Origin of the sequence: Caballeronia sordidicola (assembly GCF_000729995.1) — a bacterium.
GTDB lineage: Bacteria > Pseudomonadota > Gammaproteobacteria > Burkholderiales > Burkholderiaceae > Caballeronia > Caballeronia sordidicola_A.
In genome coordinates this window covers 112,628-127,329 of sequence record NZ_JNFG01000008.1, presented here as the reverse complement: position 1 = coordinate 127,329, position 14,702 = coordinate 112,628, and the positions used below count along the sequence as shown (strand labels likewise).

The following is a 14,702-nucleotide window of genomic DNA, read 5'->3' as shown; positions in this document are numbered from 1 at the left end:
GTCAGGACTTGAGATTGCATTTTTACAGACTACTCAAATCAAAAGGATGACAGATGAACTACATCGTGTATTGCCTCGATCATGACGGGATGGTCGACACACGTCTTGCACACTATGACGCGCATAAAGCGTATCTGGCAACCTTGCCGGTTAAGACGCTCATTTCCGGACCCTTGGTTGCCGATGATGACAAGACAATGATTGGGAGCTTTTTCCTCTACGAATCGGAATCGATCGAAGCGGTGCGGAACTTCGCCAAGGAAGACCCTTTTAATAAGGTTGGCATCTGGAAGACCATGGAGGTCCGGCCGTTTCTGAAGCGCGTTGACAATCGCTGACCAAGTGGTGGCAAGCGATCCTGCTTCAAACCAGTACCATGGGCTGTTCTTGGAGTGGATGCGTTTTTGTACAGCATAAGCGCATCTCTAAGCTAGTCGCCGCGCGGATCGAGTTTCTTATTCTCAACCACTCTTACTTTCCATCAGCTTGGTGGTCTATGGAGCGCGCCGCTTTGGCAGAGATGTTAGCGGCGGTTCCCGTTTAAAGTGCATGGCTTGCATGCGATGCAGTGATAAAATGTCAGTTCCTCCAGGTGTGTCAGATGTCAAAATAACTACTAGCTTTGAACGGGAATATGAAGGAGACTCATGGACCGTTGGACGGAATTTGAGCTGCTGGTTAAGACAGCCGAGTTGGGAAGTTTGAGCCGTGCGGCGCAAGCGCTGGGAATGTCGAATCCCGCTGCTACTCGTTATTTGTCGAGCCTGGAAGATAGATTGGGAGTAAGGTTGGTTGAACGAAGTACCCGACGGCTTTACTTCACAGAAATCGGTCGCGAATACGTCGAACGCACAAAAGCCATGTTGCAGGAAGCGAAGGAAGCCGACTCGACGGCTCAAGCAAGCAATGTGAATCCTACAGGCACATTACGGATATCTGCTTCCTTGTCATTTAGCATTCTGCATATCGCTCCGATCATTCCTGAATATACCCGTCTGTATCCAGAAGTATCGGTATATGTCGAAACTGCCAATCGATATCTCGACATGATCGATAACAGCATCGACCTAGCCATTCGTACCAGAGAATTTGAGGGAGATTCGACGATTACGATCCGTCGTCTAGCGGTAACGCGGCGAATTTTGACGGCATCTCCTGAATACCTTCAGTCAAACGGGGTTCCAGACAGCCCTGAGCAACTTGTCGATCATAAAATTCTAAATTACACCCTCTCAAAGAACTATCGAGAGTTGAAATTTACGCGCGGCACCGAGACCTCCACCGTGTTGGTCGATGGGCTCATGGAGTCGAACGATGGGCAGGTTCTACGTACAGCTGCGCTTCGCGGTCTCGGCGTGCTGATACAGCCAAAATACATTGTGTACGATGATCTCGTAGCAGGCCGGCTGGTTCCCCTTCTCGATGAATGGGATCTTCCGCGGCTCACAATCAACCTCGCGTACCCTAGCAGGAAGCATTTATCCGCGAAGGTACGGACGTTTATTGAACTGCTCTTAAAGTCGTTTCGTGAGAACGACTACGAGCGTCTTTGGACACGTTAGCGATTTACTTTTCGGACATTCCTTCGAATTTCTCTTCACCAGCGCGTCGGTCATTTTACGTTCGGCGGGCAGGTTGCCACTGCCCCGCCACATCACAACATGCTTGACCATAGGTTCCATCTCGCTATTCCGATCACGCCGGTACTCGCCGACAGCAAGCTCAAGCGAAATGGCGACGATCCTGTTCATGCAAGTCACCGTCCGAACAAAATCATTAGGCCACTTTTAGTCCCCTAGTAAAGTTCAGCCACGCGTTGGTATGATCCGCTCGGCGGCCAACCGGTCAAAAAGGTCGAAGAACGCCTCGTCGGTTGCCTGGTAGTCAAGAAACCCTGCCTTGCGACTTTTCGACATATCGGTGATGACTTCCATTGGGCGGCCAAGGTCCGCGTCGGTGTGCCACCAGGAAGCCAATTTATTGATGTCCGTTTCCGCCAATGAGAGCTGCGACGCGATATCTTGCCATTGTGCGACCGCATTTTGCATCCTGCTTTCGAGTGGACGAACTTCGCCATCGAACGCGATCGGCTCAATGTCAAAATAATCGGCAATGCGCGACCACATCCATTTCCACCGGAACACGTCTCCGTTGACGATGTTGAAGTCCTCGTTCTTCGCCTCATCAGCGGTGGCGGCCCATTCAAGCTGACGCGCCAGGAGACGGGCATCAGTCATATCTGTCAGGCTGTTCCATTGCGCCACTGATCCCGGAAATACAAAGGGCGTGTTCGTTTGTTTGCAAAGCGTTGCATATACCGCGAGGGTCGTACCCATGTTCATCGCATTACCAACGGCATAGCCGATGATCGTATGCGGGCGATGGACGCTCCAGGTGTAACCCAGCCGCTGCGCGCCAGCAAACACCCGATCTTCCTGTTCATAGTAGAAATTTTCGACATTCTGTCTTCCCTGGCTTTCCCGGAAAGGCGTGTCGGGAACTGCGCCCGTTGCATACGCTTCGAACGGTCCGAGATAGTGCTTGAGTCCGGTAACTAGAGCGACATGTTCAAGCGACGACGGCCCATCGGCGAGTGCGTCCAGCACATTGCTGATCATCGCGCCATTCACGCGAATATTTTCGGCCTCGGTCGCCTGGCGTGCCCAAGTAGTGAAGAAGACATGACTGACATCAAGTGCGCCGAGCGCAGTTTTCACCGATTCTGCTGCGGTCAAGTCAGCGAGTATCGGTTTGACCTCGGCCGACACGGCAGTCCGTCCACGGGAAAGTCCGTAGACCTCCCATCCCGATCTCACAAGCTGGTCGGCCAGATTGCTGCCAGCGATTCCACTAGCCCCGACGATAAGTGCACGCTGTTTCATAATGAAAGGCCTTTAAAGTTATGCACGGCTGAGGTTCACTTCGTTGCAAACGGCCGTGCAGATGATAGATTTCGCCCAGGCAACGAACGACGGTCAAACTAGTTACGCAGGAACGCAGATGAGATGGGCGTATCACCTTCAAACGCCATTTGCAGCAATGTTCTGACCGACTGCAGCGAAAGGGGCCGTGGGTTGAAATACGGCGAACGCATCGCGAATTCGGCCACGCGATCGAGGTCCGACTCGCTTACCCCTAGCTCCGCCAGCGAGGCCGGGACTGCAAGCTTGCGGCCAAGCTCGTAAAGCGCCACGGCCGGATCATCAGTGTCCAATGCACGAGAAAGCCGCGCTCTTGCATCAGGAACAGCAGGTAGATTAAAAGCCATTGCGTATGGAAGAATCACTGCATGCGTTTCCGCGTGCGGAAGATTAAGCGTACCGCCCAGGGTATGGCAAAGCTTATGGTGGAGCGCCATGCCGACGTTTCCCAATACCGTGCCACAAAGCCATGCACCGTACTGCGTGACTTCCCTTGCCTCGATGTCCTTCGGCTGAGCACACACAAAAGGGAGACCTTGAGCCAAGCTGCGAATGCCCTCTTCCGCGAACATGGACATGACGGGGTTGCCATCTTGCGCGTATAACCCTTCAGCAGCATGCGCAATTGCGTTGAGGCCGCTCGTAGCGCTCAAAGCAACGGGGAGCGTCAATGTAAGCGTTGCATCGTAGATTGCTGTACGCGGCAGCACTCGATGACTTTTGCCAGTTTTCTTCTCACTTCCGGCTGTCAGCCCGTAGATAGACGTCACTTCGGACCCGGCGTACGTGGTAGGAATCGCGACAATAGGCAGGCTTGTCTCAAGCGCGATAGCCTTCGCCAGACCCAGAGTCGATCCGCCTCCAGCAGCAACCAGACCGTCTGCGCCGTGCTCCTTCGCGGCCCGGACACCGGCTTCTGCCGTTTCAACAGGCACGTGCATGACCGCGCCATCGAATATTGCGTGGCAACGCGCGCCCCCAATTGCGCGCACCCTTTCTGCTAGCTCTCGCTGCTCAGGTGTACACAACACCAATGCCCGGCGGATACCCAACTCATCGAGCTCGTTACCCAGGCGTTCGAGCGAACCTGCACCAAACACAATGCGCGTTGCCCGCGTGCTGTAGATAAACGGTGTAGCAAAGTGAGGTTTCATGATGCGCGATTCAGTACAAAGTCGAAGTCGAGGGTGCTGAACGGCGTGTGCATGCGCGAGCCGTCGGGGGCTTGTCCTTCATCGTGATGAACCCACTGCGCAATGAGCGACGAACGCACACCGAACACAGCATCGGTATCCAGGTATGGGTCGCCATCGCGAAATACATGAGTGACAAGCCGTTCAAAACCTGGCGCGGTGATCATGAAATGAAGATGCGCAGGTCGCCACGGGTGACGTCCAAGTGCGGACAGCATCCGCCCCACCGGGCCATCATGAGGTATCGGGTAAGGGACCGAAACAATGGTTCGGAAACTAAAACGACCGTCGGTTCCGCTATGCAGCAACGCGCGCGCACGATGCACATCACTATCGTACTGAACGTCGTAGAAGCCTTCAGAATCCGCTTGCCAGACTTCGATCTCTGCGTTTCCAATGGGCACGCCATCAAGCCCTCTGATACACCCGGACACGTAACAGGGTTCGCCGCTCGCGCCGTTGGCGATATCGTCACCGTTTGCGTGGACCGGTGCACCGTCGACGAAGAAGGGGCCGAAAACCGTCGCTTCGGTGCACCCAGCCGGCTTGACGTTCGCCATCGCGGTGACGAGCATTGACAAGCCAAGTGTGTCGGATAACAGGATAAATTCCTGGCGCTTGTCATCGGTGATGTGCCCCGCTTCAGTCAGAAAGCGAATCGCCGACTCCCATTCTGGCTCCGTCAATTGCACCTCCCGCGCAAACGCGTGAAGGTGGTTGACCAAACTCGTCATGATCTCCTTTAACCTTGGGTTTGAGGCGCTGGCGTGGCGCGACAGCACCGCTTCGGTAATCGTATTTTCGTCAAGGTTTCTCATGGAGATGGGCTCATCGTTCCGGTTCAGTCAGCGATTGTCGACGCGTTTGAGAAAAGGGCGAATATCCACGCTTTTCCATATGCCGGCTTCGTTAAACGGATCCTTTGCGTTAAACCGCTGTACGTCGCCCATGTCCTCAGCCTCGTACAAAAAAAAGCTGCCGATCATGGTCTCCTGGTCCTGCGCAAGCAACGGGCCTGACATCACCATCTTCACCGGCGTCGTCGCAAGATAGGCTTTGTGCGCTTCGTAATGGGAGAGACGGCGTTCAACCATGTTGTCATGGTCGAGGCAATAGACTGTGTAGTGCATGTGATGCTCCTCAAAAAGATTGGCGCTTAGTTATCAAGGCCAGCGCTCAGTTCAACTGCACGCACGATGGAAAAGAAATCGAGTTCGGCGCCGTCTGCTCCGACGTAGTCTGCGAACTGCTGGCGCACCAGCGCAGCCGCGGCCATGGGAACTCCGGCAGCTTCGCCAGCCTCAACGACCAAGGACATGTCTTTCAGCATTTGCCGCGACGAGAACGCAGCCTTGAAATTCCTCTGTTTGAGCGGCTCCAGCTTGTATTTAAGAAGAGGCGATGCTGCAACGCTGTCGCCGATGACCGTCAACATTTCGTCCCAGTCCAGACCGCCTTTCTTGCCCAAGGTCAAGGCTTCGGCGAGTAGCACTGCCGTTGAGCCGACCAGATGATTGATCGCAAGCTTGAGATACCGGGCCTGCTGATCCTCGCCGACGTAATACTGCTTAGCCGAGATTGCTTCGAATATAGGCAGTACAGTATCAAAGGCTGCACGTGGGCCCGACGTAAACACGGTCAGTTGCGCTTTTTCGGCAAGGACCGTGCTGCCCGAAACCGGTGCAGCGATGTATCCAACGCCCTTCTCTTTCGCCTCGTCGCTAACTCTTACGGATACTGCCGGCGACACCGTGCTCATATCCACGTAGACCGCGCCGCGCGACAGATTAGAAATAACGCCTTGCGAACCGAGCGCCACCTTGATGAGAACCGAATCATCGGGAATAATTGAGAACACAACCTGAGCGGAAGCCGCCAGAGCCGCGATGTCCGGCGCAGGCCTTGCACCGTGTGCGGCAAGCTCACCCGCCCGCGTCGGGTCCGTGTCAAAGACGGACACCTCGTAGCCAGCCTTCAGCAGGTTGACGACGATGGGTGAGCCCATCTTACCCAGGCCGATCCATCCAATCGACGGTTTCTGTATTGCATTCGGTGTGCTCATGCGGCTGCTCGCTTGGATGTAAGTTGCGGGTTGATCAGGATTTTCATTTTGTCGCCGCCCTTGTCGCTCAAAGCATCGAAGCCTTTGGCAACGACATCGTCGGCATCGATCAGATCGTGGATTAGCTTCTCGACCGGAAACTTGCCATTAGCGATCATCCCGATGATGCGAGGCCATATCGTGACGGGGTAGCACCATGTGCCTTCGATGTGAATGTCCTTGAGCGACCATTTCATTGGATCGACTGTCGCTGTACCTACATGCAGGCCAGCCTGTACAACCGCGCCGGCCGAACGCACGGCATCAACGCACGCATTCAGAGCGTGCTGATTTCCTGAGCATTCAATCGCGACGTCGACACCCACGCCCTCAGTGAGGTCGCGAATCTTTTGTGGCAGTTCGCCATCTGTCGGATCGAAAATTTCTGTCGCCACACCAAAACCTGCCATCTTCGCCGCTCTTGCCGCATTGGGCTCGCTCACGAAAATTTGACTCGCGCCCGCCGCATGGCAAGCCAGCGCCGCGAGCACGCCTATTGGCCCGGCACCCGTGATCAACACCGACGAGCCAACAGTTACCCCTCCCCTGTCGACCGCGTAAAGCGCGACGGCGGCCGGTTCAATCAGCGCACCTTGTTTGTCACTGACGGAGTCGGGCAGCTTGTTCGCGTGATAGTCATTGATGACGGTGTATTCCGCCATCCCGCCTCCATTCCAGCTCAAACCAACGCACGCCATCTTGACGCACAGGTGGCGCATTCCACGAGTGCAGTAGTAGCACTGCCCGCATGACGCAAGTGGCATCACCGAGATGCGGTCGCCCGGCTGTACGTTCTTCACGTCCTTGCCGACCTCAAGCACCTCCGCGCTGAATTCATGCCCCAGCACTTGGGGCGCAGTTGCCCCCGTCAGAGGATGGGGTTCCGTAGGCACGACGATGGGTCCTGCTTGATACTCGTGAAGGTCTGTACCGCAAATGCCGCACCACATCGGTTTGACGATCATCTGGTTGGCGCCCATGCCGCTCGGATCGGGAATGTTCTCGACCCGAATATCGTGTGCGCAGTGAAACCGAACTGCTCTCATGTTCAATCTCCTTTTTGGCGGACAAATCCTTCATCAGTCGTCCGCGTTGAATGTCTTTATCGTGCGCGCCGGATTACATAGCAGGCTGACGCGCCGATAATGATTGCGCCTTTGACTATGATTTGTGCCTGCACTGGCATGCCAAGCAACAACACAATGTTGAAGACAATGATCAGGATTGCGGCGCCGACCAGCCCGCCAAGCAGCGTCCCCTTGCCGCCTGACAGAGCGACACCCCCCATGACTGTCGCTACGATGGAATCAAGCTCAAAGCCTCGTCCCACCCAGTTATCGACGATGCCGACAAAGCCGGATAGCACTAGCCCTGCTAGACCGGCCAGCAGTGCGCTGACGACGTAGCATGCGATCCGGATGACGTCAGGGTTCACACCGACCAAGCGTGCAGATTCGGAGTTCCCGCCGACCATGAACACGCGTCGTCCAAACGTCGACAAATGAAGCAAGACACCAAAAATAAGCGCCAGCACCACGACGATCAGCACATTGACTGGCATCCCGGCGAGGAAGCCTGTACCCATCTCATGAAATAGTGGCGGTACGTTGCCTGACGGGGCACCTTGCGTGTAGGCAAAGCGGAGGCCCTGTAACACGACGGCGGTTGCAAATGTTGCGAGAAACGGGGAGACCTGCCGCTTCGCGACCAGCAAACCGTTCAACAAGCCTGTGAGGACACACATGCCTATGGTCGCTGCAAAAATTTTTGGCGCTGAAGTATTCGTCCCGTCAAAACAAGTCGCGATAACTGCAGCCGTTGCCATGACTGATGCAACCGATAAATCCAGTCCACCGACGAGAATCACGAACACCTGCCCAATCACGACCATCCCGAGTGGGGCAAATTGCACCAGCATGTTGACCACATTGTCTTGACGCAAGAACGTCGGCGACAAAATGCCAGAGGCGATCACGAGGAGCGCAAAGAAAATGAAGATGCCGTAGCGACGCGCAACGTTCAAGGAAATGAACTGCGACCATGCGGGCCGTTTCGCAACAACGGCGCTCATGCTGCCACCCGTTTGCGTTGTGTATTGACTGAAACCGCGATAATCACCGCAAGCCCTTGCACAATCAATTGATACTGCGAAGGGATGCCCGCGAAATTGATCAGATTGTTGAGCAGACTGAGCAGATATGCCGCTATCAGCGTACCGATGACACCACCTCGACCACCTGTCAAAACTGTCCCGCCTACGACCACTGGCGTGATTGACGCCAAGGTGTAGTTCACACCTAGGTAAGGTTGACCCGAGCCGAATTGAGCGGCAAGGTAGATGCCCGTGAGACCCGCGCAGATCGCAGAGAAAAAGTACACAAAAAGAATTACGCGTGTCGTCGGAACGCCGGACAACGCCGCAGCGTGCTCGTCATCGCCCACCATGTAAATGTAGTGACCGAAGCGCGTCTTTCGCATCATGAAGGAGGCGACGAAAAACAGCAGCACGACGATCGTTGCAGTGACAGGGATATTCAGGAAACGGCCGTAAGCAACCGAATCAAATCCGTCCGGTACGCTGCCTGCTGGCCCCAGGGAGTAGTAAAGAATGCCTCCCTGCAGAACGGCTCCCATTCCCAGCGTGACAATCAATGGATGAACTTTCAACCACAGGATAAGACACCCGTTGATCAATCCGATTAAACCGGAAAGCAGGACTACGGCGATCACGGCAGTGGGCCAGCCGCCATAGGGATTGTCGGCGAGACCTGATGTGAGCGTTGCTGCCACGCTGATAATGGACCCGACCGACAAGTCGATGCCGCCAGTCAAGACCGCTAACGTCTGTCCGAGCGAAACAAGTGCGAGACCCGTTGCCTGCTGGTGCACATTGAGCAGGTTGCCGACAGTCGAAAAACGGTCGCTGATCAGAGTGCCGGATACAAGCAAGACGAACAGGAGAACAAGCACGACCCAAGCGGCTGCGTTATGCGATAAATGGCGGCGCATTGACAGCGACCGGCCGTTGTTCAAACTAAAGAGCGTACTCATGCTGGCCTCCTGTAGTGTGTGTCACCGAGGTCGTTGCGAGTCGCATAATGTCGTGCTCGGTCATGGCGCTGCCAGTGAGCTCGCCATTAATACGGCCTTCGTGCATCACCAGGACCCGGTCGGACATGCCGATGACTTCTTGGAGCTCGGAACTGATCATCAGAATTCCTAATCCGCTTTCGGTCAGTTGTCGCATGACTCGATAAATTTCAGCCTTGGCGCCCACATCTACTCCGCGCGTCGGCTCATCGAGGATCAGCACACGCTTGCATACGCGGACCCAACGGCTGATCAATACCTTCTGCTGGTTACCGCCCGACAGCGTCGACACACTACCCGTTGGACGTGCCCCAGCAATTGCATAGCTTTTGATTGCTTCCACAGCAGCAGCCTTTTCTGGGCCGCGCCGCATCAGGCCTAGCCGCGAGACACCTTTGAGCGTCGTTGCGGTGACGTTCTGAGCGACATTAAGCAGCATCAGCAAGCCTTGTGATTTCCGGTCCTCCGTGACAAAGCCGAGCCCGAGCCGGATTGCAATGGCGGGCGTAATGCGTGTTCGCTTGATGCCGCCAATCTTGACCACTCCACTTCGGGCAGGAAGAGCGCCAAAGATTCCAGACGCGAGTTCGGTGCGCCCCGATCCCACCATGCCGGCTATCCCCACGATTTCCCCTGCCCGCACCGACAATGATGCGTTGAACACCCTGTTGCCAACGCACAGATCACTTACTTCCAAAAGGGTTGGCGCATTCACTGCGAGCGCCGGCTTAGACGGGTAGATATCCTTCATCTCGCGTCCAACCATAAGGCGAACCAGCGCGTCCCGCGTGGTGTCGGATACGTTATGTGTGGCGACCTTGCGGCCGTCTTTCATCACCGTCACGCGATCACACAACGCGAAAATCTCATCCAGCCGATGCGAGATATAGACAATTGCAACACCCCGCGCCCGCAACGCACGTACACGATCAAAGAGCAGTTCCACTTCTCGCCCCGCGATCACCGCCGTTGGTTCATCCAGCACCAGCACTCGAGTCTCGCTGGCCATCGCCTTAGCGATCTCCACCATCTGCTGGTCGGCGACGGACAAGTTGCCCACCCGCTCTCGCGGGTCAAGTTGTACGCCCAATTCCGTTAGCAAGCGTTGCGCATCCCTGTTCATCGTTGCGTGATCGAGCAACCCCAGACGGGTGCGCGGTTCAGCGCTGGCGAAAATGTTTTCGGCGACAGTCGATTGCGGAAACAACACGAGCTCCTGGTGTATGACGTGAATGCCGCGACGCTTCGCGTCAGGTGCCGACTTCCACTGAACTACGCGTCCATCGAATCGGATCTCGCCCGCGTCGGGTGCATAAACCCCCGCCAGTACCTTAGTTAGCGTCGACTTGCCAGCGCCGTTCTCTCCAACGAGCGCATGGATTTCACCCGCACGGACCCCGAACGACACCTGATCGAGGCTTTTCACACCTGGGAATTCCTTCGTGATCTGGTGAAGTTCAATCAGATCAGCCGTGGAGACGACGCCGGCGCTCATTTCTCACCTGGCAGCGTGACCTTGAACGTGGACGGGTTGTAGCCCGGTCCCATGCCGCCATCAATGATTTCATCCGGAGGACCTTTGGCATCCACGATCTGGTCGAAGTATTGGTCGGGGTGTGGCACTGACGGCGTTTCGTCACCTCGGGTCAGCGCAATTTGCGGGCTGATTTCATAGATCTTGGGAAGGGACTGACCAGCGAGGACTTTCAACGCGACATCGATCGCCGTGCGCCCCATCGTCGGCGGATAGCCGATCTCGAGCATCGGGATTTTGTATTGCAGTGCGAGTTGAAGCGGACCGTTGAGGTCGGCAGTTGTATGCGGAGGGATCTCGCCCGCCTTAAATCCTGCAGCAACGAAGGCATCGATCGAACCCGCGACCGGCAGTCCATGCGCACACCAGACGGCATTAATCGTGTGACCGTACTTCGCGATCATGGCCTGCATCTGTTGCTTGGCTTTTACCGGACTCCAGTCCGAGTAGACCGTGTCCAGCACCTTGATGTCCGGGTACTGCGAAAATACTTGCTTGGCTGCTGTTTCGCGATCGGCACTCACACTTGATCCTGCTTGCCCAGCGAGCATGATCACGTTTCCCTTGCCGTGAAGTTTTTCCACGATCCACTGAGCCCATACGCGGCCCATCATCGCGTCAGATCCCGTTACGAACGATACAAAGTTATCCGACGAGATCCTGCGGTCGACCATGACTACGGGAATACCCTGTTTCATTGCGCGCGTCACAACCGGATCGAGTGCTTTCTGAGTATTTGCACTCACGATCAACAGGTCGACGCCACGTGAGATCAAGTCCTGTATGTCGGCAGCTTGCTTCGCATCGTCCATGTTGCCGTTGGTGATGATCATTTGCTTGATCACATCGGCGTGCTCGGAGGCAGCTTTCATCAGCGAGTGCTGCATCACGACACGCCAGCTGTCGCCCAAGCCCGCATTAGAAAAACCGATGACATAGGGCGCTTTCTTCTTGTACTTGGCCGTGTCCGAGAAAGGAATCTGCACCGCTGGATTAAAGAGGAATGTGCGGGGGGCACCGGTGTAGTCGGCGTGGGCGCCAAGCGCCGGGACCATTGACAACACTGTCGCGGCAAGCACGCCCGCACCCTTTCTACGAAAAGAAGATCGCATTAATGTCTCCGTAAGTTTTCTTATTCAGCGACGCGAGGTCTAGCGCCTCCTTGCACCGCCGCAAGTTTTCTACGCCGCAAAACCATCGTTCTTCAAGCCGCCTATAATCGTTAGGCCTTGAAGACAAGAATCGATCTGACGCGACGACGGACTGAGAGTGACACGGTTCGTTTCGCTAAACTAGCAACTGCTATTACTAGTATTGGCAGTAACAGGAATAGATTCAGGAGACGATTGCTATGGAAAAGCAGCAACGATTGGACGAGCTGGCTGACTTTCTGAGAACCCGACGCGCAAGGCTGCGTCCACAGGATATTGATTTTCCGTCCGGACCCCGACGAAAAACCCCAGGACTTCGTCGCGAAGAAGTGGCAGAAAAAGCGGGCATCAGTGTCACGTGGTACGCATGGCTTGAACAAGGCCGCGAGGTGAACGTCTCGTTTAGAACCGTCGAAAGCATTGCCAATGCGTTGAAGCTATCGCCGCATGAACGTACCCATTTGTTCGAACTGGCTAACCATTACACTCCCCCTGGTCCATATCCAATCGCGCAGAACGTGACGGATACGGTACGCCGCATGCTCGATCAGCTGGGCAACATGCCGGCTTATGTCGTTGATGGAAACTGGAATTACGTCACGTGGAACGAGGCTGCAACGAAAGTCTTCACAGATTTTCGAAAGCTGCCCGCGGGACGCTGCAATCTGTTGTGGTTCACGTTTCATGGCGAAGGCGCACGCAAGCTGTTTCGAGGATGGGATGCTTACGCGAAGTGCGTGCTTGCGCAGTTTCGTGGGGACTACATTCTTCGTCCATCCGGGGAGGTTTTCCTACGAGACCTTGTCGAAGAATTAAACGATACTGACTCGGACTTTTGCAGATGGTGGGCTGAGCACGACGTGCTTAAGCGCAGCGACTGGCGCAAGGCTATTGAGCATCCGGTAGCAGGGCTGTTGGAGCTTGATGCATTGTCGCTCGAAGTTCCCGACGCTCCGGGTACGCGCATCATGGTGTACACCCCTGCTCCTTCTACAGACACGGCTGAACGCATCGAGGCACTCATGAAGAGCTCGCGTTCAGCCACAAAAACCTTCGAAGCCGCTACAGTTCTTGAAACATTTCGGAAACCCACTGCACTGGCACTTAGGAAACGCCTGACCGAGTGATTGGTTGCGTTCAAGATGTCGGGGACTGTGAGGTTGCAAACAATCCGGGGTTGTTTGCAACCTCTATCCGCCCACCTTTTTCGATTGGACAACGGCGACGCGTGATGTGTGGCGGCAAGCTCGGTTGCCGCGGCTGAGAGCGCGTAGCCGAGGCTCGCCATGCGCGTTTCGTCGAGTCGGGAAGCGGGCCCGCGATGCTTATCAACCCAGCGCTGGATGACCCGGCCGTTGCACCCATTGCGGTCTTGCCAGGAGCAAACACTTCGTTGATCGCTGCATATCCGCGCGCTCGAGCCGTATGAATGAACTCAACAATCCTGGAATCGTAGTGTGTGCATTGGGCCCGTATTGTTTCGGTTGTCCGAAGCTCTGACACAATACAAGTTCAAGTGCCCGCTCGTCAGTCATGGCATCGTCCACGCATGTATGTCTTGCGGCACTGCAGGACAAAACTGGCCCATGCCCGGGTAACCGTTCGAATCGTGCAAACTCTGGCGGTTCTCACGAAACAGGTCTGAATCAATGGCTCGCATGCTATGTGCCATGGGCCATCCAAGAAGCGGCAAACCCTTGATGGGCAAGTCTCTGCACCCGCCCCCGCCATGAACGCTTACGCCTTGGCAATTGAGCTTACGCTTACCATGTGGTCGTAGGGCGCTTGACGATCGGGAAGCTTCGCCCGATCGTCAGTGCGGTGGCGCTCCTGTTTGTTGACTGGGGTTTTCGGCACCGTGGCTGCGGCAGCAGCCACGGTGCTGGAATAGTTAGAATTGCTTGACGGTTAGTTGCAAGTTGTTTTGTCCGGGTAGCCGTGACATAAAGCCGGCAAGTACCGCGTTCGCGTCTGCCAGAAAGACATCGAGAAATGCGAGTGAAATTGCGAAGCGGCCCGCGGCCGCGAGCGTCACGGACAGTTGCGCATCCTATGCTGACTCGCCCACAGCACACGCTGCACGAACGCAACGCCGCCGCGCCGGGCGACTAGGCGACCAGGCGCAACGCGTAGCCCAGCGACTAGTCGGTCAGCATGTCGGCGCGGTAGGTGACGGCAAGCGCCGTAAGGATCGCCAGCTCCACACGGTCCGGACGTGGCGGCACGCGCCGTTGGCCATCCGCATGGCGGGCATGTTCCGACGCTGCGTCATCCGCTTAGTCGTCGAGCGGGCGGCTGGCCGAATCCGGCGCGCGTATGCCCGAGGACTCCCCTGCCCTAAACGCGACGACCGCGGGTCAAGCGCCCTGCATGCCGTTTCTTGATGGGCCTTGTCGGACATTGGATTTTCGACCCCGGAAACCGAGGCGCAGTGTGAAAATGGGCTGTTTTTAGGCTTGAAATGCCATTCCGACTGCATTGTCAGCTGCTGACCGGCTTCGATTGACGCTGCAAATGCGCCTTCTGGACAGCGCCAGCGACTGGTGTAGAACTAGCCTTGATTGAGCAAGTACAAATGTCATCGCGGCGAGATCCGTAGAGTCAAAAAAGCGACGCCGTTGCGATGATCAGAAAAATGGCGCGCTGGTTGCGTGCCAGAGGCAGACGTTGTCGGTATCTCGCACCTTGCGAAATCAAATCTAACGTGCCACT

At 55.8% G+C, this 14,702-nt stretch carries 13 protein-coding genes; 3 read left to right on the top strand and 10 right to left on the bottom strand.

Annotation, left to right across the window (positions count from 1 at the left end):
- Window positions 1-53: 53 nt before the first annotated feature.
- A complete protein-coding gene (locus FH08_RS0108920) occupies window positions 54-338 on the top strand; it encodes a YciI family protein (protein WP_031358000.1) in 285 nt (94 codons plus the stop codon).
- 309 nt (window positions 339-647) lie between these two features.
- On the top strand, window positions 648-1,562 hold the full coding sequence (locus tag FH08_RS0108915) for a LysR family transcriptional regulator (protein WP_031357999.1): 915 nt from the start codon (window positions 648-650) through the stop codon (window positions 1,560-1,562).
- Window positions 1,563-1,805: 243 nt separating this feature from the next.
- Here the strand turns inward: FH08_RS0108915 and FH08_RS0108910 are convergent, their stop codons facing one another.
- The 10 genes from FH08_RS0108910 to FH08_RS0108865 form a co-directional block, all read right to left on the bottom strand.
- Window positions 1,806-2,882: an SDR family oxidoreductase gene (locus FH08_RS0108910; protein ID WP_031357998.1), complete on the bottom strand. Its 1,077-nt coding sequence runs from the start codon at window positions 2,880-2,882 to the stop codon at window positions 1,806-1,808.
- Window positions 2,883-2,980: 98 nt separating this feature from the next.
- A complete protein-coding gene (locus FH08_RS0108905) occupies window positions 2,981-4,075 on the bottom strand; it encodes a maleylacetate reductase (protein WP_031357997.1) in 1,095 nt (364 codons plus the stop codon).
- On the bottom strand, window positions 4,072-4,932 hold the full coding sequence (locus tag FH08_RS0108900; RefSeq protein WP_031357996.1) for an intradiol ring-cleavage dioxygenase: 861 nt from the start codon (window positions 4,930-4,932) through the stop codon (window positions 4,072-4,074). The genes FH08_RS0108905 and FH08_RS0108900 overlap by 4 nt, the downstream gene beginning before the upstream one ends.
- Before the next feature lie 27 nt (window positions 4,933-4,959).
- Complete coding sequence (locus FH08_RS0108895; RefSeq protein WP_031357995.1) at window positions 4,960-5,244, bottom strand: YciI family protein; 285 nt, start codon at window positions 5,242-5,244, stop codon at window positions 4,960-4,962.
- A 26-nt stretch (window positions 5,245-5,270) separates the two neighbouring features.
- Complete coding sequence (locus FH08_RS0108890; RefSeq protein WP_031357994.1) at window positions 5,271-6,176, bottom strand: NAD(P)-dependent oxidoreductase; 906 nt, start codon at window positions 6,174-6,176, stop codon at window positions 5,271-5,273.
- Window positions 6,173-7,261, bottom strand: coding sequence for a 2,3-butanediol dehydrogenase (locus FH08_RS0108885; RefSeq protein WP_031357993.1), 1,089 nt, complete (start codon window positions 7,259-7,261; stop codon window positions 6,173-6,175). The genes FH08_RS0108890 and FH08_RS0108885 overlap by 4 nt, the downstream gene beginning before the upstream one ends.
- Window positions 7,262-7,317: 56 nt before the next feature.
- Complete coding sequence (locus FH08_RS0108880; protein WP_031357992.1) at window positions 7,318-8,286, bottom strand: ABC transporter permease; 969 nt, start codon at window positions 8,284-8,286, stop codon at window positions 7,318-7,320.
- A complete protein-coding gene (locus FH08_RS0108875; RefSeq protein ID WP_031357991.1) occupies window positions 8,283-9,266 on the bottom strand; it encodes an ABC transporter permease in 984 nt (327 codons plus the stop codon). Before FH08_RS0108875 ends, FH08_RS0108880 begins: the two co-directional genes overlap by 4 nt.
- A complete protein-coding gene (locus tag FH08_RS0108870) occupies window positions 9,250-10,800 on the bottom strand; it encodes a sugar ABC transporter ATP-binding protein (protein ID WP_031357990.1) in 1,551 nt (516 codons plus the stop codon). Before FH08_RS0108870 ends, FH08_RS0108875 begins: the two co-directional genes overlap by 17 nt.
- Window positions 10,797-11,951, bottom strand: coding sequence for an ABC transporter substrate-binding protein (locus FH08_RS0108865; protein ID WP_031357989.1), 1,155 nt, complete (start codon window positions 11,949-11,951; stop codon window positions 10,797-10,799). The genes FH08_RS0108870 and FH08_RS0108865 overlap by 4 nt, the downstream gene beginning before the upstream one ends.
- Before the next feature lie 239 nt (window positions 11,952-12,190).
- Here FH08_RS0108865 and FH08_RS0108860 point away from each other — a divergent pair, with 239 nt between their 5' ends.
- Entirely contained in the window at window positions 12,191-13,117 is a 927-nt protein-coding gene (locus FH08_RS0108860) for a helix-turn-helix transcriptional regulator (protein WP_035565699.1), read from the top strand.
- The last annotated feature ends 1,585 nt before the right edge of the window (window positions 13,118-14,702 follow it).